Below are 14,881 nucleotides of genomic sequence, written 5' to 3'. Positions count from 1 at the left end.
GATGTCCGGCAGAGACCTGCTCGACCGGACCGTTGCGGCCATCGCGGCCAGCGCCCAGTGGTTCCTGCTCGCTGAGGACCTGCCGGACCGGGACGGGTTTCTCCAGGCCGTCACGCCGACGGTCAAGCTCGTCGGCGTCGCGACGCTCGTCGCCCTTACCGTGACACAGCGGACGCTGGCAGTCGTCAGCGCGCTCGCGCTCCTCGCTTCGGTGCTTGCGGCCATTTCTCGGATACCTATCCGTACTTTCCTGGGGCGGCTGACCGGCCCGCCGGCGTTCGCGTTCGTCGTCGTCGCGCCACAGGCCATCCTGATGGGTGGTCCCTCGCTTGGCTCGCTCCCGCTCTCGGCCGCTGGCGTCGACTACGTGCTTACGTTCGCCGTCCGCGTAACCGCGTGTGTCGGCTTCCTGTCTGTCCTGCTGTTGACCACCCGCTTCGCCGACCTCTTGGCGGCGTTTCGCCGGCTCCGGGTCCCGTCGATTGCCGTCTCGCTGCTCGGAATCACGTACCGCTATCTGCTCCTCTTTTTCGCCGAACTCGAACGCATGGTCCGGGCTCGCCGGAGTCGAACCATCGCCGAGCCGAGCCTCCGCCGGAACTGGCGCGACTCGGGGAACTTCGTGGGCTCGTTTCTCGTCCGCAGTCTGGAACGCGGCGAGCGGGTCCAGCGGGCCGCTCGCGCTCGTGGCGGGACTGGCTCGACGCCGGCACAGCCCCGGGAACCGCTCGGGCGGGCCGACCTCGCCTTCGGACTGGTCGTCGCGCTCGCCGTCGTGGTGGTGGTCGCGTGACTGCTATCGAGGCGACTGACCTCCGGTACGCATACCCCGATGAAACGCTGGCCGTCGACGGCGTCGATGTGTCCATCGAGCGCGGCGACCGCGTAGCGCTGCTCGGCCCGAACGGGGCTGGCAAGTCGACGCTGCTGGAACTGCTGGGCGGGCTGGTCGACCCCGATGGCGGGCGGGTCCGGTACTTCGGGGAGACGACCGACGCCGACACCGTCCGCAGCCGTCTGAGCGTCCTCACGCAGAACCCTGCGGACTACCTGTTCAACCCGACCGTTCGCGAAGACCTCGCCTACGGGCCGGCGCAACTCGACTGCGAGCGCGCGGAGGTTGACCGCCGCGTCGAGCGAGTCGCGGCCCGGCTCGACCTCGACGGCCTCCTGTCGAAGCCGCCGTTCCGGCTCAGCGGCGGTGAACAGCGCCGGGCTGCTCTCGCCAGCGCGCTCACCGTCGAACCGGACGTACTGTTGCTCGATGAACCGGTGAGCAACGTCGACGCCGCGAACCGGGAGACGATTCTCGACCTGCTGGACGAACTCGCGGCCGCGGGCGTCACGCTCGTCGTCTCGACGCCGGACACCGAACTCGTCCCGCACGTCGCGGGCCGGGTCCTGTTGCTCGACGATACCGGCACGATTGCCGCGAGGGGGCCCACCCGCCGTATCCTGACTGATACTGACCTGTTGCGGGACTGTGACCTGCGCCCGCCACAAGTCGTCAGACTGTTCGAGGGCCGGACGGACGACGTGCCACTGACCGTCGCGGGGGCCGCCGAACGGCTGGACGCGGACGGTCCGGATACCATGGAGTGACGGTCTGACGCGCAGAGAAACTGGCGCTTTTCACACCACCCTCACTCTGACGCGTCGAGCAGGCGGCCGTGTACGTCGATTTCGCCGTTCCGAATCCGGGTGCTGCTGATCCGCGTGCCGTCTTCGGCGACGACAAACGGCGGCGTGTGGATCTCCAGCGGGTGGAGCCCCGCGTCCCGCCGCTGCTGATTGAGTTCGTAGGCGCGGCGCTGTGCCTTCGCCTCCGGCGAGGCGACGAGCGCATCCACGTCGGCCCGCGTCGCGGCTGGTCCTTGCGTGTCCTCTAATTGGAGAATCTCGTAAGTGGCGGTGTATGACTCGCCTAACTGGGCCAACTCGGCATCGAGCGCGGCATGGCGGTCGTCGTACGCACCCAACTGCTCCGCGTGTCCCGGGTCGCTACGCGTCTCTGTAGCCAGCTTGGAACTCGTCAGACCGACGATGACGTGGCCATCGCCACGTCCGTCGTGGCTTGCGGTCTGGAACGCCTTGTGTAGGAGCGCCCGGTGGCCGTTGTGAATCGGTGTGAAGGTCCCGCCGAGAATCGCTGTCCGGTCCGCGTCTGCCATACGCGAATGTCCCACCAGTGTCATATATAACTGCTGTCCGTCGCATGACTCGCCAGTGCCAACAGCTTCCACCGACTGTACCCCGGTAACACTCACGTCAGCAGTCACTCAAGTAGTTCCGGCACGTATTGCTCCCAATGACCGAAGCCACCCCTACACCGGGCATCCATCACGTCACATGCATCGCGAGCGATCCCCAGCAGAACATGGACTTCTGGGTCGAAACGCTCGGGCTCAGGCTCGTCAAGCGCTCGATCAACCAGGACGACCCCAGTACGTACCACTTCTTCTTCGCCGACGCCGCGGGGAACCCCGGGACGAGCATGACGTTCTTCCCGTGGGAGGACCACGCACAGGGGAAGGTCGGCTCTGGACAGGTCTCACGCACCGCGTTCCGCGTTCCCGAGGGAAGCCTCGACTACTGGGAGGACCGCTTCGACGAGTACGGCGTCGACTACGACGACCGTGTCGAGCGGTTCGGCGAGACCGTCCTCCCGTTTCGCGACCCGGACGGGCTCCCGGTCGAACTGGTCGAAGTCGGGATTCCCGACGACGACCCGACCGAGCCGTGGACGGAGTTCGTTCCCGAAGACGCCGCCATCCGTGGCTTCCACTCGGTGACGCTCTGGCTCGCTGACCCCGAACCGACGGAGGACCTGCTCCAGAAGATGGGCTTCGAGGAAGTCGGCACCGAGCAGGCACAGGGCGATACGCCCGGCGACGAGCGGACCCGCTACGCCGCGACGGGGTCTGTCGGGAAGTACGTCGACGTGTTGCCGACTATCGAGGGCGGCCGGCAGGGCCACGGCACGGTCCACCACGTCGCCTTCCAGACGCCAACCGACGAGGACCAGCAGTCGATGCGTGAGGCCGTTCGCGGTGCGGGACTGCGCCCCACATCACAGATCGACCGCCACTGGTTCCGGTCGGTCTACTTCCGGGAGTTCGGCGGCGTGCTGTTTGAACTCGCCACGAGCGGCCCCGGGTACGACAGCGACGAACCGCTTGACGACCTCGGTGGCCGGCTGGTGCTGCCCGGGAAGTTCGAGGGCAGACGCGAGGAAATCGAAGCGGGGCTCACGGAGGTGACGATTCCCCGGCCAGCGGCCGCCGAAGCCGACGACTAACACCGACGAACCGACCGGTATACGCCTCATTCTTCCTGTTAGCCTGTGAGTAAATATGAGTGTCCGGACTGTCCCACGTTATATGTCCACAGAGGGGCAGGAGTACGTTATCGCGCCGTGGGGTGAGAGCGAGTGTGAGACGATCGATATCACGGTCGATCTGCCGTCCCGGGAGCTCGCGGCCCAGCTGGAAGTCCCGACGAGCGTGCTAGACCGCATGGCACAGCTCGGCGACGAGCACGACATCCCGGTGACGCAGGCGCTCGGGGAGCGGCTGGAAATCAACCGAGCACGGGTGTCGCTCTGTGCCGCGAAGTCGGTTGACGACGTGGCCGCGGTCCAGCAGCATCTCACGGACGCCCGCGAGCACCTGTCGGGCGTCGAAGCGCTCGATACGGCTGATCTCGAAGCTGACATCGAACACCTCTGGACCAACGAACTCGGCGGCGCGTAACCTCGTCCATGGGGCGAGTAATTGAAACTGAAGTGGCTATTTGTGACCGTAGATGCCCGATAAACCGGTTTATTGATAACGCCGAATAATTGGTAATGAAGTGGGAATCGGAGCACTGCCCAGTACGCGGGTGGAACCTGCCACCCATTTCAACGGGTTAGAACACCGTTTCCAGCGCCGTTCCCAATTCTTTACCGTTGGCTTGGAGTTTACAGTAAGTTTAATTCACTGAGTGTCTCACCTGCGTCCGTGGTATTATCATGAACGATGATAGACGACTGTGGTTCGTCGCTGCAGTGTCGCTACTCCTGATATTCAGCGGGAGCGGGCTCGCATGGACAGTACAAACAGACGCCGGTTCCGTCGAGGTTCGCGACGTGAAGTTCTCCGGGACCAACGGGACGATGATGAGCGGGACGCTGTACATCCCTGAGGAGGCGAGCAGCGCTTCCCCACAGCCGGGGGTGTTAGCCGTCCACGGCTACATCAACTCGAAGGAGACGCAGTCGCCGTTCGCTATCGAGTACGCAAGGCGAGGTTTCGTGGTTCTCGCTATCGACCAGACCGGCCACGGCTACTCGGACCCGCCAGCGTTCAAAAACGGCTACGGTGGCCCCGACAGCCTCGAATATCTCCGGTCGCTGGACTACGTCGATAACGAAAACATCGGGCTCGAAGGCCACTCGATGGGTGGCTGGACTGTCATCACGGCGGCCGCGGCCCATCCGGACGGGTACGAGTCGATGGTCATCGAGGGGTCATCGACTGGGTCGAACCGTGCCCCCGAAGGTACTGACTCGTTCCCACGGAACCTCGCCGTCGTGTTCAGCGAGTACGACGAGTTCGCCCCGTTGATGTGGGGGACGGCGAGTGCGTCCGACGTTGAGCAGAGCGACAAACTCCAGACGGTGTTCGGCACGGACAGCGCCGTCGAGGAGGGGCGTACCTACGGCAGTGTCGAGGACGGGACCGCACGGCAACTGTACACCCCGGCAACCACTCACCCCGGCGACCACTTCTCGACCGCAGCCATCGGCGCGTCCATCGAGTGGCTCCAGCTAACGCTCGAAGGCGAAGACGAGATGGACCCGAGCAACCAGGTCTGGTACTGGAAATCGCTCGGGACCTTTGTTGCCCTCATCGGCGGCGTGCTGTCGCTGTTCCCGGTCGGCGGCCTGCTCATCGACCGGGCACCGACCGACAGGCTCCGACGGGAGTACCCCGACGGGAAGGGGATGACCGGCGCGAAACGCTACGGGGCGTCGCTGCTCGCCGCCGCGATTCCGATTGTGACGTACTTCCCGTTGCAAGACGTTGCACCGGCGATTATCGGCCTCAGTTGGCTGTTCCCACAGCAGATCAACAACGGCGTGATCGTCTGGGCGCTGGGGAACGCGGTCATCACCGCGGTGCTGTTCGCGGTGTGGCACTACACGACTAACGCGGACGACCCCTCGGTGTCGCTGGCGAGCTACGGCCTCGATACGGGCGACGGCGCGCGGACAGTCGGCGTCTCGGTCCTGGCCGGTGTCGTTACCGTCGGTGTGCTGTATCTGCTGGAAGCTGTCGTGGCGTTCCTGTTCCAGACGGACTTCCGCATCTGGGTGTTCGCCATCAAACTCCTGTCCCCGGCGCAGTTCCGGATCAGCTTCTCGTATCTCTTGCCGCTGTTTGCCTTCTTCGTCGTCCTCGGTGCGCTCCTGCACGGTCAGCTCCGTCCCGAGGGCGAGTCCCGGTCGCTCCGCCGCGCGATGGCGACGAACTGGCTCATCGTCGTCGGTGGGTTCGTCGTGCTGCTGGCGGTTCAGTACATCCCACTGCTGACTGGCCAGCCCCTGCCGCTTGGCCACCCGCTGCTGACAATCCTGGCGCTGCAGTTCGTCGCCCTGCTCAGCATCGTGGCTTTCGTCAGCACCTACTTCTTCAGGAAGACGGGTCGGGTCTGGGTCGGCGCGACGATCAACGCCGTCCTCGTGACGTGGGTCATCGTCGCCGGGACGGCGACGCAGTTCCCCGTCTAGATCCGACGGGTCACTCTCTTCTCGTTGCTGTCGGCGAGCCGTGTTCCGGCCGTGATGACCACAGCCGAAACCCGGCGGTAACTCAGTCGTCGCTCATGACGCCCTCCGCGACGGCCATGTCCTCGACCGTGGGGTCGTCCTCGGACCGCCGGAGGACGAACCGCTTGCGGATCAGGTCGGCCGCGTAGATGGCCGTCCCGAGGATGATGAGCGTGTCACCGGGGAGCCGCGCCCAGAACAGCGTCTGGACGAGCGGCTGGTTGTAGAACGCCACGCTCCGGGCCGCGGCGTAGCTCCCGGTGAACGCCGCCTCCAGCTGGAGGAAGCCCACGGGCAGGACGGAGACGAACACCATCAGTGCGAGGCCGACGTTCCAGCACCAGAACGCCGCCCGGAGCCAGGAGCCGTCCCAGCGGCCGGGCTTGATGGCGAGCTGGAGCATGTAGGTGACCATCCCCAGCGCGAGGAAGCCGAACGCCCCGAACATCGCGGCGTGGGCGTGGCCGACCGTGAGGTAGGTGCCGTGCTCGTAGTAGTTGATGAGCGGGAGGTTGATGAAGAACCCGAGCACGCCGGCACCGACGAAGTTCCAGACCCCGCTGGCGATGATGAACATGAACGGGAGCTTGTAGGGGAACCCGCCAGTTTCCGACATGGCCCGGTACTGACCCAGCGCCTCGTAGAGGATGAACACCAGCGGGAGCAGCTCTAGCGTCGAGAACACGCTCCCGATGGGGACCCACATGTCGGGCATGCCGACCCACCAGTAGTGGTGGGAGACGCCGATGACGCCCGTACTCATCACCAGCAAGGCCTGAAGCATGACTGCCTTCTCGGCGCTGCGGCGGCTGAGCAGGTTCATCGACACCAGCGTCAGCCCGATGATGGCGACGATGAAGAACTCGAAGGCCCCTTCGACCCACATGTGGACGACCCACCAGCGCCAGAACTCCGTGACGGCGATGTTGGTCTCCGGGGTGAAGAAGAACCCGGCGGTAAACAGCAGTGCAATCGAGCCGCCGGCGTACAGAATCATGTGGGCGAGGCCGAACACCGGCTCTCGGTCTAGCAGCGGTTTCAGGCCCCGAATCGAGAGGACGGCCCACAGGCCGAAGCCGACGAGCAGTCCGACCTGCCAGACCTTCCCGACTTCGAGGTACTCTAGCCCTTCGTTGCCGAACAGCCACCAGAGGTCGCCGAAGTAGCCGTGCGACCCGAGCCAGATGCCGCCGAGGCCGCCGACGGTGACGACGACGATGGCTCCGAGCAGCACGTTGATGTACGTCGACTGGCGTTTGGGCTCGTGGCCGGTCAACAGCGGCGGCAGGAACAGCCCGGCACCGAGCCACGTCGCGGCGATCCAGAGAATGCCCAGGTCGATGTGCCAGGTCTTCGCCATCGCAAACGGCAGAATCTGGAGGATATGGACACCGAAGATTTCCTCGATGCCGAAGAACCCTGCCCGTTCGATGTAGAAGTGGGCGAGTAATCCACCGAGTAACACCTGCGCGAGGAACAGCCCGGCGGCGACCGGGATGAACCGCAGGGCGGCCCGCTGGCTGGGGAAGATGCTCACGTCGCCCGGCTCGGGAACCGAGAGGTCGCCGGCGGACGGTTCCGGGAGGCTGACGGACTGGTACAGCCAGATGCCGCCACCGGCGGCGGCGACGAGCAGGACCATTGCGATGACGCTCCAGGTCATCGCCGCGCCGGTCGCGTCGTTACCGGCGGCCGGCTCGTAGGGCCAGTCGTTCGTGTAGGAGTGTTCGCCGCCAGGTCGGTCGGTGTGGGAGAACCACGCCGTCCACATGGCGAAGTCGGCGAACTGTCGGGCGTCGGCTTCGGAGTCGATCATCCCCTCAGGGACGCCCCGTTCGTGGCTGCCCTCGTGGTACCGCTCGACGTACTCCTGACGGACCTGCTCGTGGGCGTACAGCTCTGCGGCGGAGTACTCGATGTTCCCGCCCTCGTACTCCCCACTGAGGTCCTGTTTCACGTCGTCATCGACGGCAGCCTGTTCGGCCGTCGACAGCGAGTCGTACTCGGTCCCGTAGCGCTCCTCGGCGTAGTACGTCCGCATGTGCTGGGTTTTCAACTCCAGCGAGTCGGCGGTGTAGTCCGCGCCGTAGTACGCGCCGTTCCCGAGAATCGACCCGTGGTTCATCAGCCCGTTCTTCTGGAACGCCTTCTTCCCGTCGCGGATGTCCTCACCCGTGACGAGCGTCTCGCCGTCGGGTCCGACAACCTGCTCCGGGATGGGTGGCGCTTCCTGATACGCGATCCACGCGCCAGCCCCCATGACGACGAGGTTGAAGACGAACGCGGCGGCGATCACCTTCGCGATCGTTTTGCGTTTGAGTTCCATGTGGTTGGAACTCCAGTATCCCAAAATAAGAAGGGGGTAAGACGTTCTCAGTCGCTGGCGACGGGCGGGAACATGTTCGCCCTGATAGGGACCAGTGGTGTCCCTTCACCGGATTTGGTGTGGTACGTGGCGGGGTATCACAAGGCAGATTACGACCTGTCCCTCCCACTCTGGTATGCGCCGTCGCCACCTCCTCCAGACGCTCGGGGCGTCAGCACTGGTCGGGAGCGCGGGCTGTACCGGGCAGTCGGACGACACGACACCGGCTTTCGAAGTGTCGAGCCCCGCGTTCAGTTCCGGGGACGAGCTTCCGGCCCGGTTCACCTGTGACGGCGACGGCGTTTCGCCACCGTTCGTCATCGAGCGCGTCCCGGAGCCGACGGCAGCGCTCGCTGTCACAGCCGAGTACGACGGCGGCGTGTTTAGCCAGCCGGTGTTCTGGACGCTGTGGAACGTCCCGCCAGAGACGGACCGGATTCCGGCCGGCCTCCCTCGCGAGCCGACCCTCGACGCGCTCGGCGGCGCTCGACAGGGAACACAGCCCCCCAACGAGCCGGGGTACGAACCGCCGTGTCCGCCGGCCGGCCAGCCGTACGAACACCGGTTTCAGGTGTTCGCTCTCGACGAAATGCTTTCCATCGAGGGTGGGACAGAGCAGGAACAGGCGTCAGAGGCCATCGCGAACGCGCTCATCGCAAGCGCCCGCATCACTGTTGATTACACCCACCCGGTTGCGACCGACAGCTAACGGGTGGTATCGGAGACAACCGGGCCAGCACACCGTCTGAACGACTGCTCATCTGATGTTGTCTTCTGGTTGTACGGCTCCTGAGTGGCACGGCTCGCTGTGACTGACCGTCTCGTTGCGCGTGGTGCGTCGTTACTTATGCCAATGTTTCACAATACCATTAAACCTATATACTGATGTGATATACCATAGCATGTATGGCGTCCGCACCGAGTAGTGACGATATGTTCGACGAGTTCCTCTCCCAGCGTGGCCACGACGTGGACCAGAGTGGTTGGGAAGAGAGCTATAACAAGAAGCAGTGCCCTGATTGCGGCGGCCTTCACGAGTCGACAGCGGCACAGTGCTCGGTGTGTGGCTGGACACCGGTACGGTAAGGATACTCCACTTTCTCGGCTTTCCACACTGCATCCGATAGCGGCGGTACTGACCCGCAAACCGACAGTTCGCTCTCTGCCAGGATGTGCCTCGCTACGTCTCGTGTCGGGACAGCAACGGCTCAGGCAGTCGGGACTGTATCACGTTGCGCAGAAAGGAAGTGGGGAGTCTTTGTGTGGCCAGCCGACGGTTGGGGGGTGGTGTGTCGGCGGACTGACCGGTTTGTGGTGGTTACAGCGCATCGAGCGACGCGTGGAGGAACAGCCCGAGCGCGAGATGTTGGGACGCGGACGTTGCGATCTGCTCTTTCGCAGCCGCATCGTCCGCGATTCCGTACTGTTTCGTCTGGACGAGTTCGTGCATCTGGAGCGTGCCATCCGCTTCTAACTCGTGTAGCCGGGGGTACACTGTCCCCGGACTCAGTTCGGCACCGAACTGGGCTTCCAGTTCCTCCATCAGTCCGGTCCCGTGGGTGCCACCATCGGCGACTGCGATCATCGCCAGTAGGATCTCTTCCAAACTCTGTGTGACCAGGCCGTCATCGACCGCGGTCTCGCCGTCGACGACGTCGTCAATGACCGGGTCCAACGACTCCGTGATGGCGTCACGACTGGGTGGGTCATGCGATTCCGGGCGCTCTGTCTCGCCGAGAGGGGTCACTCGCTCATCGGCGTTCTGGCCCTGCATCTTGCCCGTCGTCACGCGACGGAGGTTGTCTCCGGACATCGTCTCACCTGAACGCAATCCGCAGTGAGCACTACAGGGGCTATCATCATATAAACGGGGCAGTGTTTTCTGAACGTGAAACCACCACAGTGCTCGAAAACGCTTATATAATATGACGCGAATCTTGGTGTAGTGGCTGAGGAACAGAGCATCGAGGAGATTCTCGATACAATCGGTGACCAGCACGCGCGCCGTGTACTCGCCGCAATCAGTCGTGAACCGCAGTCGGCGAAGGAACTCGCGGAGGAGTGCGACCTCTCGCTGCCGACGGTGTATCGACGTATCGAACTGCTCGACGAGTACGACCTCGTCACCGACCGAACGCTCGTCGCCGAGGACGGAAACCACTACAAGGTGTACGAGTCCAACTTCGAGTCGACGGTCATTTCGCTCGAAGACGAGGAGTACAAAGTGCGCATCTATCGGGAGGAGAACCTCCCGGACCGGTTCAGTCAGCTCTGGGACGAGCTGAACCCGGAATGAATTCACTCTCCAGCGGAGGCGTGACTGCATGACGACCGGCGTGGCTATCGCACGCGGCGTGCTCATCCTGATGCGGATGGTGGTGTTCGGGCTGACGCTCGGGATCACCCTGATTAGCTTCCAGGCCTACCGGAAACGCCCGTCAGAACGACTACAGTATGCGTTCGTTGGCTTTGCGTTCATCAGTATGGGTGTCGCTATATCCAGTGTCATCACGCAACTGAGCGCCGGCGAGACCGGTGCCATCGTTCGCGTGTTCTTCCAGATGGCGGAGACGATTCCGTTCATCATCGGGTTCGCGATGCTGTACGTGTCGCTGTACCGATGAGAAATCCGTTCGGGTGCGCCTGTTAGTTGTCGTCCCCGTAAAGCACGTTGTTTATTTGGCCGCGGTCCCACTACATGTTCAATGACTGATTCGACCACCGAGGTTGTCCGCCTGTTCGGTGGGCCCGGTAGCGGGAAGACGACGGCGCTGCTCGACCGCGTCGACGAACTGCTGGAAGACGACGACGTCGATTTCCGTGACGTACTGGTTGTCTCGTACACGCGTGCGGCGGCCGCCGAGATCCGTGAGCGACTCGCGGACCGACTCGGCCTGTCCCCTCGCGCTCTTCGCGGGAACGTCTGTACGATGCACGCGAAGGCGTACGAACTGCTGAACCTCTCCCGCGGCGACGTCGTCGGCGAGGACGACAAGGAGGCCTTCTGCGAGGAGTTCGGCATCGACTACGAGGACGAGTACGAGGGCTCGCGCCGTCGCTCGGCCCGCTCGACCACCCTCGGGAACAAGATCATCGCGACGAGCCAGTGGCTCCAGCGGACCCGCCGCGACGTGGCCGACTGGTACGACGTGCCCTTCAAGTGGGACGACGAGGAAGTCCGACTCCCGCCGGAGATCGACGACAACGCCCAGACCGGCAACAAGTACACGCCGACGTGGCCGACCGACGACGACCGTGTGGACGTGCCCGCCGCCATCCGCGGCTGGCGCACCTACAAGGGCGAAAACGACTTGACGGGCTTCGCCGACATGCTCGAACGGGTCGCCCAGCGCTCGCTGCTCCCCAACGTCGACTACCTCATCATCGACGAGTTTCAGGATATCACGACGCTGCAGTACGACGTCTACGACGAGTGGAAACCCCACATGGAACGGGTGCTCATCGCTGGCGACGACGACCAGGTCGTCTACGCCTGGCAGGGCGCGGACCCGGACCTCCTGCTCGAAGAGGTCGTCACCCAGGACGAGGTGCTGCCCAACTCCTACCGGCTCCCCTCGCGCATCCTGAACGTCGTCAACCGCGAGGTCCGCCACATCGAGAAACGTCAGGAGAAAGACCTCAATCCGCGCAAGGAGGGCGGCCGCGTCGAGGCGGTCCAGAACCCTTCGATGTTCGACCTCTCCCGGAACGTCACGCGGACCATCGAGCAGTCCGATGAGACGGTGATGGTGCTGTTCCGGGCCCGCTACCAGATGTTCCAGTTCATCGACGAGTTCATCGACAACGGGATCCCCTTCTCCTGTCTCACCGACCAGCGGATGTGGACCGATCGGCTCACCCAGTACGTCAACGGGCTCGAAGCCGTCGAAGCCGACGAACCGCTCACGGTGCTCGAAGCGCGCCGGCTCGCCGATATGCTCGTCGACTCCGCCTTCGGCACGGGCGAACGTGACGACCTCTTCGACGCGCTCGAAGAGATCGACGAGTCCCACGAGGACGAAGACATCGCCGATATCGAGATCGACCCTGACGTCGTCCACGACCACGTTCCCTTCCTCCCCGACGCGGCCTCGGCGGGCGACATGCTCCGGAAGGTGACCAACTTCCAGGAGCGGACCGTCGACGCGTACTTCACCGGCGATTACACCGGGATGGACGCCGACCGGGTCCGCGTGGGGACGATCCACTCCGCCAAAGGTCGCGAGGCCGATCATGTGTTCGTCGCGACCGACCTCACCGAGAAAGTCGTCGAGCAGATGGCCGCGACTGTCGACCAGCAGGGTATCGAGGTACCCGGAATGGACGAGTTCACGAAACATACCAGTCCCGTCCCGACGCTGACCGACAACGAACGGCGCGTGTTCTACGTCGGGATGTCCCGGGCTCGCGAGCGACTCGTCCTGCTCGAGAACCTCGTCGACGGCGCGCCGACGCTCCCTATCGACGTCTTGCTGGAAAACGAGCCAAGCGACCGCTCCATCGAGCAACTGCTCGACGACGCCAGCGAGACCATCGCGGCCGACTGAAGCCGCCGATTTCCTTCCTCGTCGATGATTCCACCTTCCAGGTAGTACCTCGTCTCGTCGCGCTCGACGTGGCGTTCGAGCGCGTGTTCGAGGAAAGCCCGTCCAGAAGGCCGAGGAATCGCGGGCCGAAACGGTCGAGGAACACGACCACATGGCGGCGGTGGACAGAGTCACCTCGGACCGCTGGCGCGACGAGAGTTAGTCGTCGTCGCTACTGTCCGGTGGCTTCCCGCCGGGGAGCGCACTCCGCGCCCGCCCGGCGAGTGCACCGGGGATGTCTGTCGGAGAGGGAGCGACCCACTCGATAATCAGTAAGGCGGCGGCTAACCCGAGAAAGACCGCACCGATCGCCGTCTGGCCGCGGGCGAGGTTGTCGACGCCGAGAAGGGTGACCCGCGCGGCGAGTACGACCGCGACCATCAGCTCGATTGTCCCGATGAGTCCCCGTGCCATCGGTCGTCGTAGGCGGTGACTAAACAAAAGCGTCGCGCCTGTGTGGTGACGGCGGTCCCACCTGTATCGTGGGCCACACGTTCAAGTCGCTCCCGGCTGAACGTCGTCGGTATGCAGATCGGCATCGTCTCGGACACGCACGACAACGCCGCGCAGGTCGAAGCCGCAGTGGAGACGTTCTCGGAGGCGGACTGTGAGACGGTCGTCCACTGCGGCGACTTCGTCGCCCCCTTCTCGGTGACGCCGTTCGACGGCGACTGGTCGTTTTACGCCGTTCGTGGCAACAACGACGGCGAGTGGGCAGTCCAGTCTACCGTCGAGGAATTCGGCACGTACTTCGGCGAGATGGGCGAGCTGACCATCGATGGGCACACCCTCGCGGTGTATCACGGGACCAGCGGGGAGATCGTCGACGCGCTGGTCGACTGTGGGAGCTACGACTACGTTTTCCACGGCCACACGCACGAACGCGGTCACGAGGAGCGCGGGGGCACGGAACGAATCAACCCCGGCGGCATCTCGATTCCGCCGGCCTCCGAGCCGTTCTCGGTTGCGACGCTGTCGACGGACACCGGCGAAGTCGAGTTCCACGAACTGGGGTGAGAATCAGTCGTCGGCGTGACTGTCGACGCGCTGTGGACTGCCGTCGTGTTCGACGAGGCCGCGCCCGACACCGAGGGCTTCGTCGGTCCGTCGGATGCTCTTCTCGGCGCTTGCGGTCCGCTCCGAGAGCGCGCGAACGGCGTCGATGTTCTCCGGCACGACATCGGCTTCCTGGTGAATCGCCTGAAACAGGTAGAGATCCCGCCCCTGGACTGTGATTGATTCGGCCCAGATACAGTTCTCCCACACGTCACCGCGCGGGCGACCGGCATCACGAGTGTACTCTTTGAGTTTCCCTGCACCGTCGATACCCAGCGTCTTCGGGATGAGGAACAGTCGCGATTCGTCGGTCAGTAGCGACGTGACTTCCTCTGTCGTTGGTTCGCTTTCCAGCGTGACGTTGACGCTGTGGGTGTGCATCTGCGTTGTCGGGACCTTCATCCCCATCGTGTCGATGTCGAGGTCGGGAAAAATCGTCTGGACGTCAGGACCGTGGTGGGAGGGGATTTCGACGGGGTCGGGGAGTGTGTCGTTGATGGGGCCACGACCGGTCTGGCCCGGGTCGGCACCGCGCCGGACCAGTGTCACGCGCGATTTCTCGACGCCGTATGATTCCTTGAGCGGCGCGAGAAGGCGTGAAAGTCCAGTCGTATTGCAGGAGACGACGCGGGCCGTGTCAGCCCCGACTGCGTTCTCGTAGTTGGCGCGAGCGTTGAAGCTCACGTCTGCCACATCGGCGTCCTCCCCACCCTGGAAGATGGCTGGCGTATCGTGCTCGGCGTACAGCGGCGCGTTGGCCGCGCCGACGCCACTTGGCGTGGTGTCGACGACCACGTCGCTCGTTTCAATGAGGTCATGGACCGTACCGGCCGTCGCGAGATCGGCTTCATCGAACGGTTCGCGGCCGTCCGCGGCGTAGAGGTCGTAGCCGCGGTCGTCTGCGATAGTTGCCTCGAAGTTCGGCGAGCGCTTTGCGACGCCCGCAACTGTCATATCTGGCTGGACACGCACCGCGTCAGCGACGCGTTTCCCGATGGTGCCGAAGCCGTTGATGCCCACGTGGAGCATACACGTCCATATCTCCGGGGAGAGTATATTCTT

At 64.1% G+C, this 14,881-nt stretch carries 16 protein-coding genes; 11 read left to right on the top strand and 5 right to left on the bottom strand.

Going from position 1 to position 14,881, the window contains the following annotated elements:
• The first annotated feature begins 1 nt into the window (after nucleotide 1).
• Both cbiQ and HAH_RS13355 read left to right on the top strand, forming a co-directional pair.
• Nucleotides 2-793 carry a cobalt ECF transporter T component CbiQ gene (gene cbiQ / locus HAH_RS13360; RefSeq protein WP_014041400.1) on the top strand — a complete coding sequence of 264 codons (792 nt, stop codon included), beginning with the start codon at nucleotides 2-4 and terminating at the stop codon, nucleotides 791-793.
• Nucleotides 790-1,602 carry an energy-coupling factor ABC transporter ATP-binding protein gene (locus tag HAH_RS13355; RefSeq protein WP_014041399.1) on the top strand — a complete coding sequence of 271 codons (813 nt, stop codon included), beginning with the start codon at nucleotides 790-792 and terminating at the stop codon, nucleotides 1,600-1,602. Before cbiQ ends, HAH_RS13355 begins: the two co-directional genes overlap by 4 nt.
• 41 nt (nucleotides 1,603-1,643) lie before the next feature.
• Here the strand turns inward: HAH_RS13355 and HAH_RS13350 are convergent, their stop codons facing one another.
• Nucleotides 1,644-2,171 carry a phosphopantetheine adenylyltransferase gene (locus HAH_RS13350; protein WP_014041398.1) on the bottom strand — a complete coding sequence of 176 codons (528 nt, stop codon included), beginning with the start codon at nucleotides 2,169-2,171 and terminating at the stop codon, nucleotides 1,644-1,646.
• 137 nt (nucleotides 2,172-2,308) lie between these two features.
• Between HAH_RS13350 and HAH_RS13345 the strand changes: the two genes are divergently transcribed.
• From HAH_RS13345 to HAH_RS13335, 3 genes are all read left to right on the top strand, one after another.
• Nucleotides 2,309-3,298: a ring-cleaving dioxygenase gene (locus tag HAH_RS13345; RefSeq protein ID WP_023843423.1), complete on the top strand. Its 990-nt coding sequence runs from the start codon at nucleotides 2,309-2,311 to the stop codon at nucleotides 3,296-3,298.
• An 82-nt stretch (nucleotides 3,299-3,380) separates the two neighbouring features.
• On the top strand, nucleotides 3,381-3,752 hold the full coding sequence (locus tag HAH_RS13340) for a hypothetical protein (RefSeq protein ID WP_014041396.1): 372 nt from the start codon (nucleotides 3,381-3,383) through the stop codon (nucleotides 3,750-3,752).
• A 260-nt stretch (nucleotides 3,753-4,012) separates the two neighbouring features.
• On the top strand, nucleotides 4,013-5,773 hold the full coding sequence (locus tag HAH_RS13335) for an alpha/beta fold hydrolase (RefSeq protein WP_014041395.1): 1,761 nt from the start codon (nucleotides 4,013-4,015) through the stop codon (nucleotides 5,771-5,773).
• An 82-nt stretch (nucleotides 5,774-5,855) separates the two neighbouring features.
• Here the strand turns inward: HAH_RS13335 and HAH_RS13330 are convergent, their stop codons facing one another.
• Nucleotides 5,856-8,138, bottom strand: coding sequence for a nitric-oxide reductase large subunit (locus HAH_RS13330; protein ID WP_014041394.1), 2,283 nt, complete (start codon nucleotides 8,136-8,138; stop codon nucleotides 5,856-5,858).
• A gap of 175 nt (nucleotides 8,139-8,313) precedes the next feature.
• On the opposite strand from HAH_RS13330, the gene HAH_RS13325 reads away from it, so the two are divergent.
• Nucleotides 8,314-8,886 (top strand): YbhB/YbcL family Raf kinase inhibitor-like protein, encoded by a 573-nt coding sequence (locus HAH_RS13325; protein ID WP_014041393.1) that lies wholly within the window; start codon nucleotides 8,314-8,316, stop codon nucleotides 8,884-8,886.
• A 197-nt stretch (nucleotides 8,887-9,083) separates the two neighbouring features.
• On the top strand, nucleotides 9,084-9,263 hold the full coding sequence (locus HAH_RS13320; RefSeq protein WP_004515335.1) for an HVO_0416 family zinc finger protein: 180 nt from the start codon (nucleotides 9,084-9,086) through the stop codon (nucleotides 9,261-9,263).
• 232 nt (nucleotides 9,264-9,495) lie between these two features.
• Here the strand turns inward: HAH_RS13320 and HAH_RS13315 are convergent, their stop codons facing one another.
• Nucleotides 9,496-9,990, bottom strand: a complete 495-nt coding sequence (locus HAH_RS13315; RefSeq protein ID WP_023843422.1) for a PadR family transcriptional regulator — start codon at nucleotides 9,988-9,990, stop codon at nucleotides 9,496-9,498.
• Nucleotides 9,991-10,122: 132 nt separating this feature from the next.
• Here HAH_RS13315 and HAH_RS13310 point away from each other — a divergent pair, with 132 nt between their 5' ends.
• The 3 genes from HAH_RS13310 to HAH_RS13300 all read left to right on the top strand — a co-directional run bounded on the left by HAH_RS13310 (nucleotide 10,123) and on the right by HAH_RS13300 (nucleotide 12,724).
• Nucleotides 10,123-10,473, top strand: coding sequence for an ArsR/SmtB family transcription factor (locus HAH_RS13310; protein ID WP_004515333.1), 351 nt, complete (start codon nucleotides 10,123-10,125; stop codon nucleotides 10,471-10,473).
• Nucleotides 10,474-10,501: 28 nt separating this feature from the next.
• Nucleotides 10,502-10,801, top strand: a complete 300-nt coding sequence (locus tag HAH_RS13305; RefSeq protein WP_014041391.1) for a DUF7521 family protein — start codon at nucleotides 10,502-10,504, stop codon at nucleotides 10,799-10,801.
• Nucleotides 10,802-10,882: 81 nt separating this feature from the next.
• Entirely contained in the window at nucleotides 10,883-12,724 is a 1,842-nt protein-coding gene (locus HAH_RS13300) for a UvrD-helicase domain-containing protein (protein ID WP_014041390.1), read from the top strand.
• A 198-nt stretch (nucleotides 12,725-12,922) separates the two neighbouring features.
• On the opposite strand, the gene HAH_RS13295 is transcribed toward HAH_RS13300, so the two are convergent.
• Nucleotides 12,923-13,177: a DUF7533 family protein gene (locus HAH_RS13295; RefSeq protein ID WP_014041389.1), complete on the bottom strand. Its 255-nt coding sequence runs from the start codon at nucleotides 13,175-13,177 to the stop codon at nucleotides 12,923-12,925.
• A 111-nt stretch (nucleotides 13,178-13,288) separates the two neighbouring features.
• Here HAH_RS13295 and HAH_RS13290 point away from each other — a divergent pair, with 111 nt between their 5' ends.
• Nucleotides 13,289-13,780, top strand: coding sequence for a metallophosphoesterase (locus HAH_RS13290; protein ID WP_014041388.1), 492 nt, complete (start codon nucleotides 13,289-13,291; stop codon nucleotides 13,778-13,780).
• A gap of 3 nt (nucleotides 13,781-13,783) precedes the next feature.
• Here HAH_RS13290 and HAH_RS13285 read toward each other — a convergent pair whose 3' ends face one another.
• The gene (locus HAH_RS13285) at nucleotides 13,784-14,848 is read right to left on the bottom strand and encodes a type II glyceraldehyde-3-phosphate dehydrogenase (protein WP_008307747.1); all 1,065 of its coding nucleotides are present in this window, start codon (nucleotides 14,846-14,848) and stop codon (nucleotides 13,784-13,786) included.
• Between the last annotated feature and the right edge of the window lie 33 nt (nucleotides 14,849-14,881).

Origin of the sequence: Haloarcula hispanica ATCC 33960 (assembly GCF_000223905.1) — an archaeon.
In the GTDB taxonomy this organism is placed as follows: domain Archaea; phylum Halobacteriota; class Halobacteria; order Halobacteriales; family Haloarculaceae; genus Haloarcula; species Haloarcula hispanica.
Note: the sequence above shows the minus strand (reverse complement) of the source record. Positions and strands in the feature narration are given on the sequence as shown.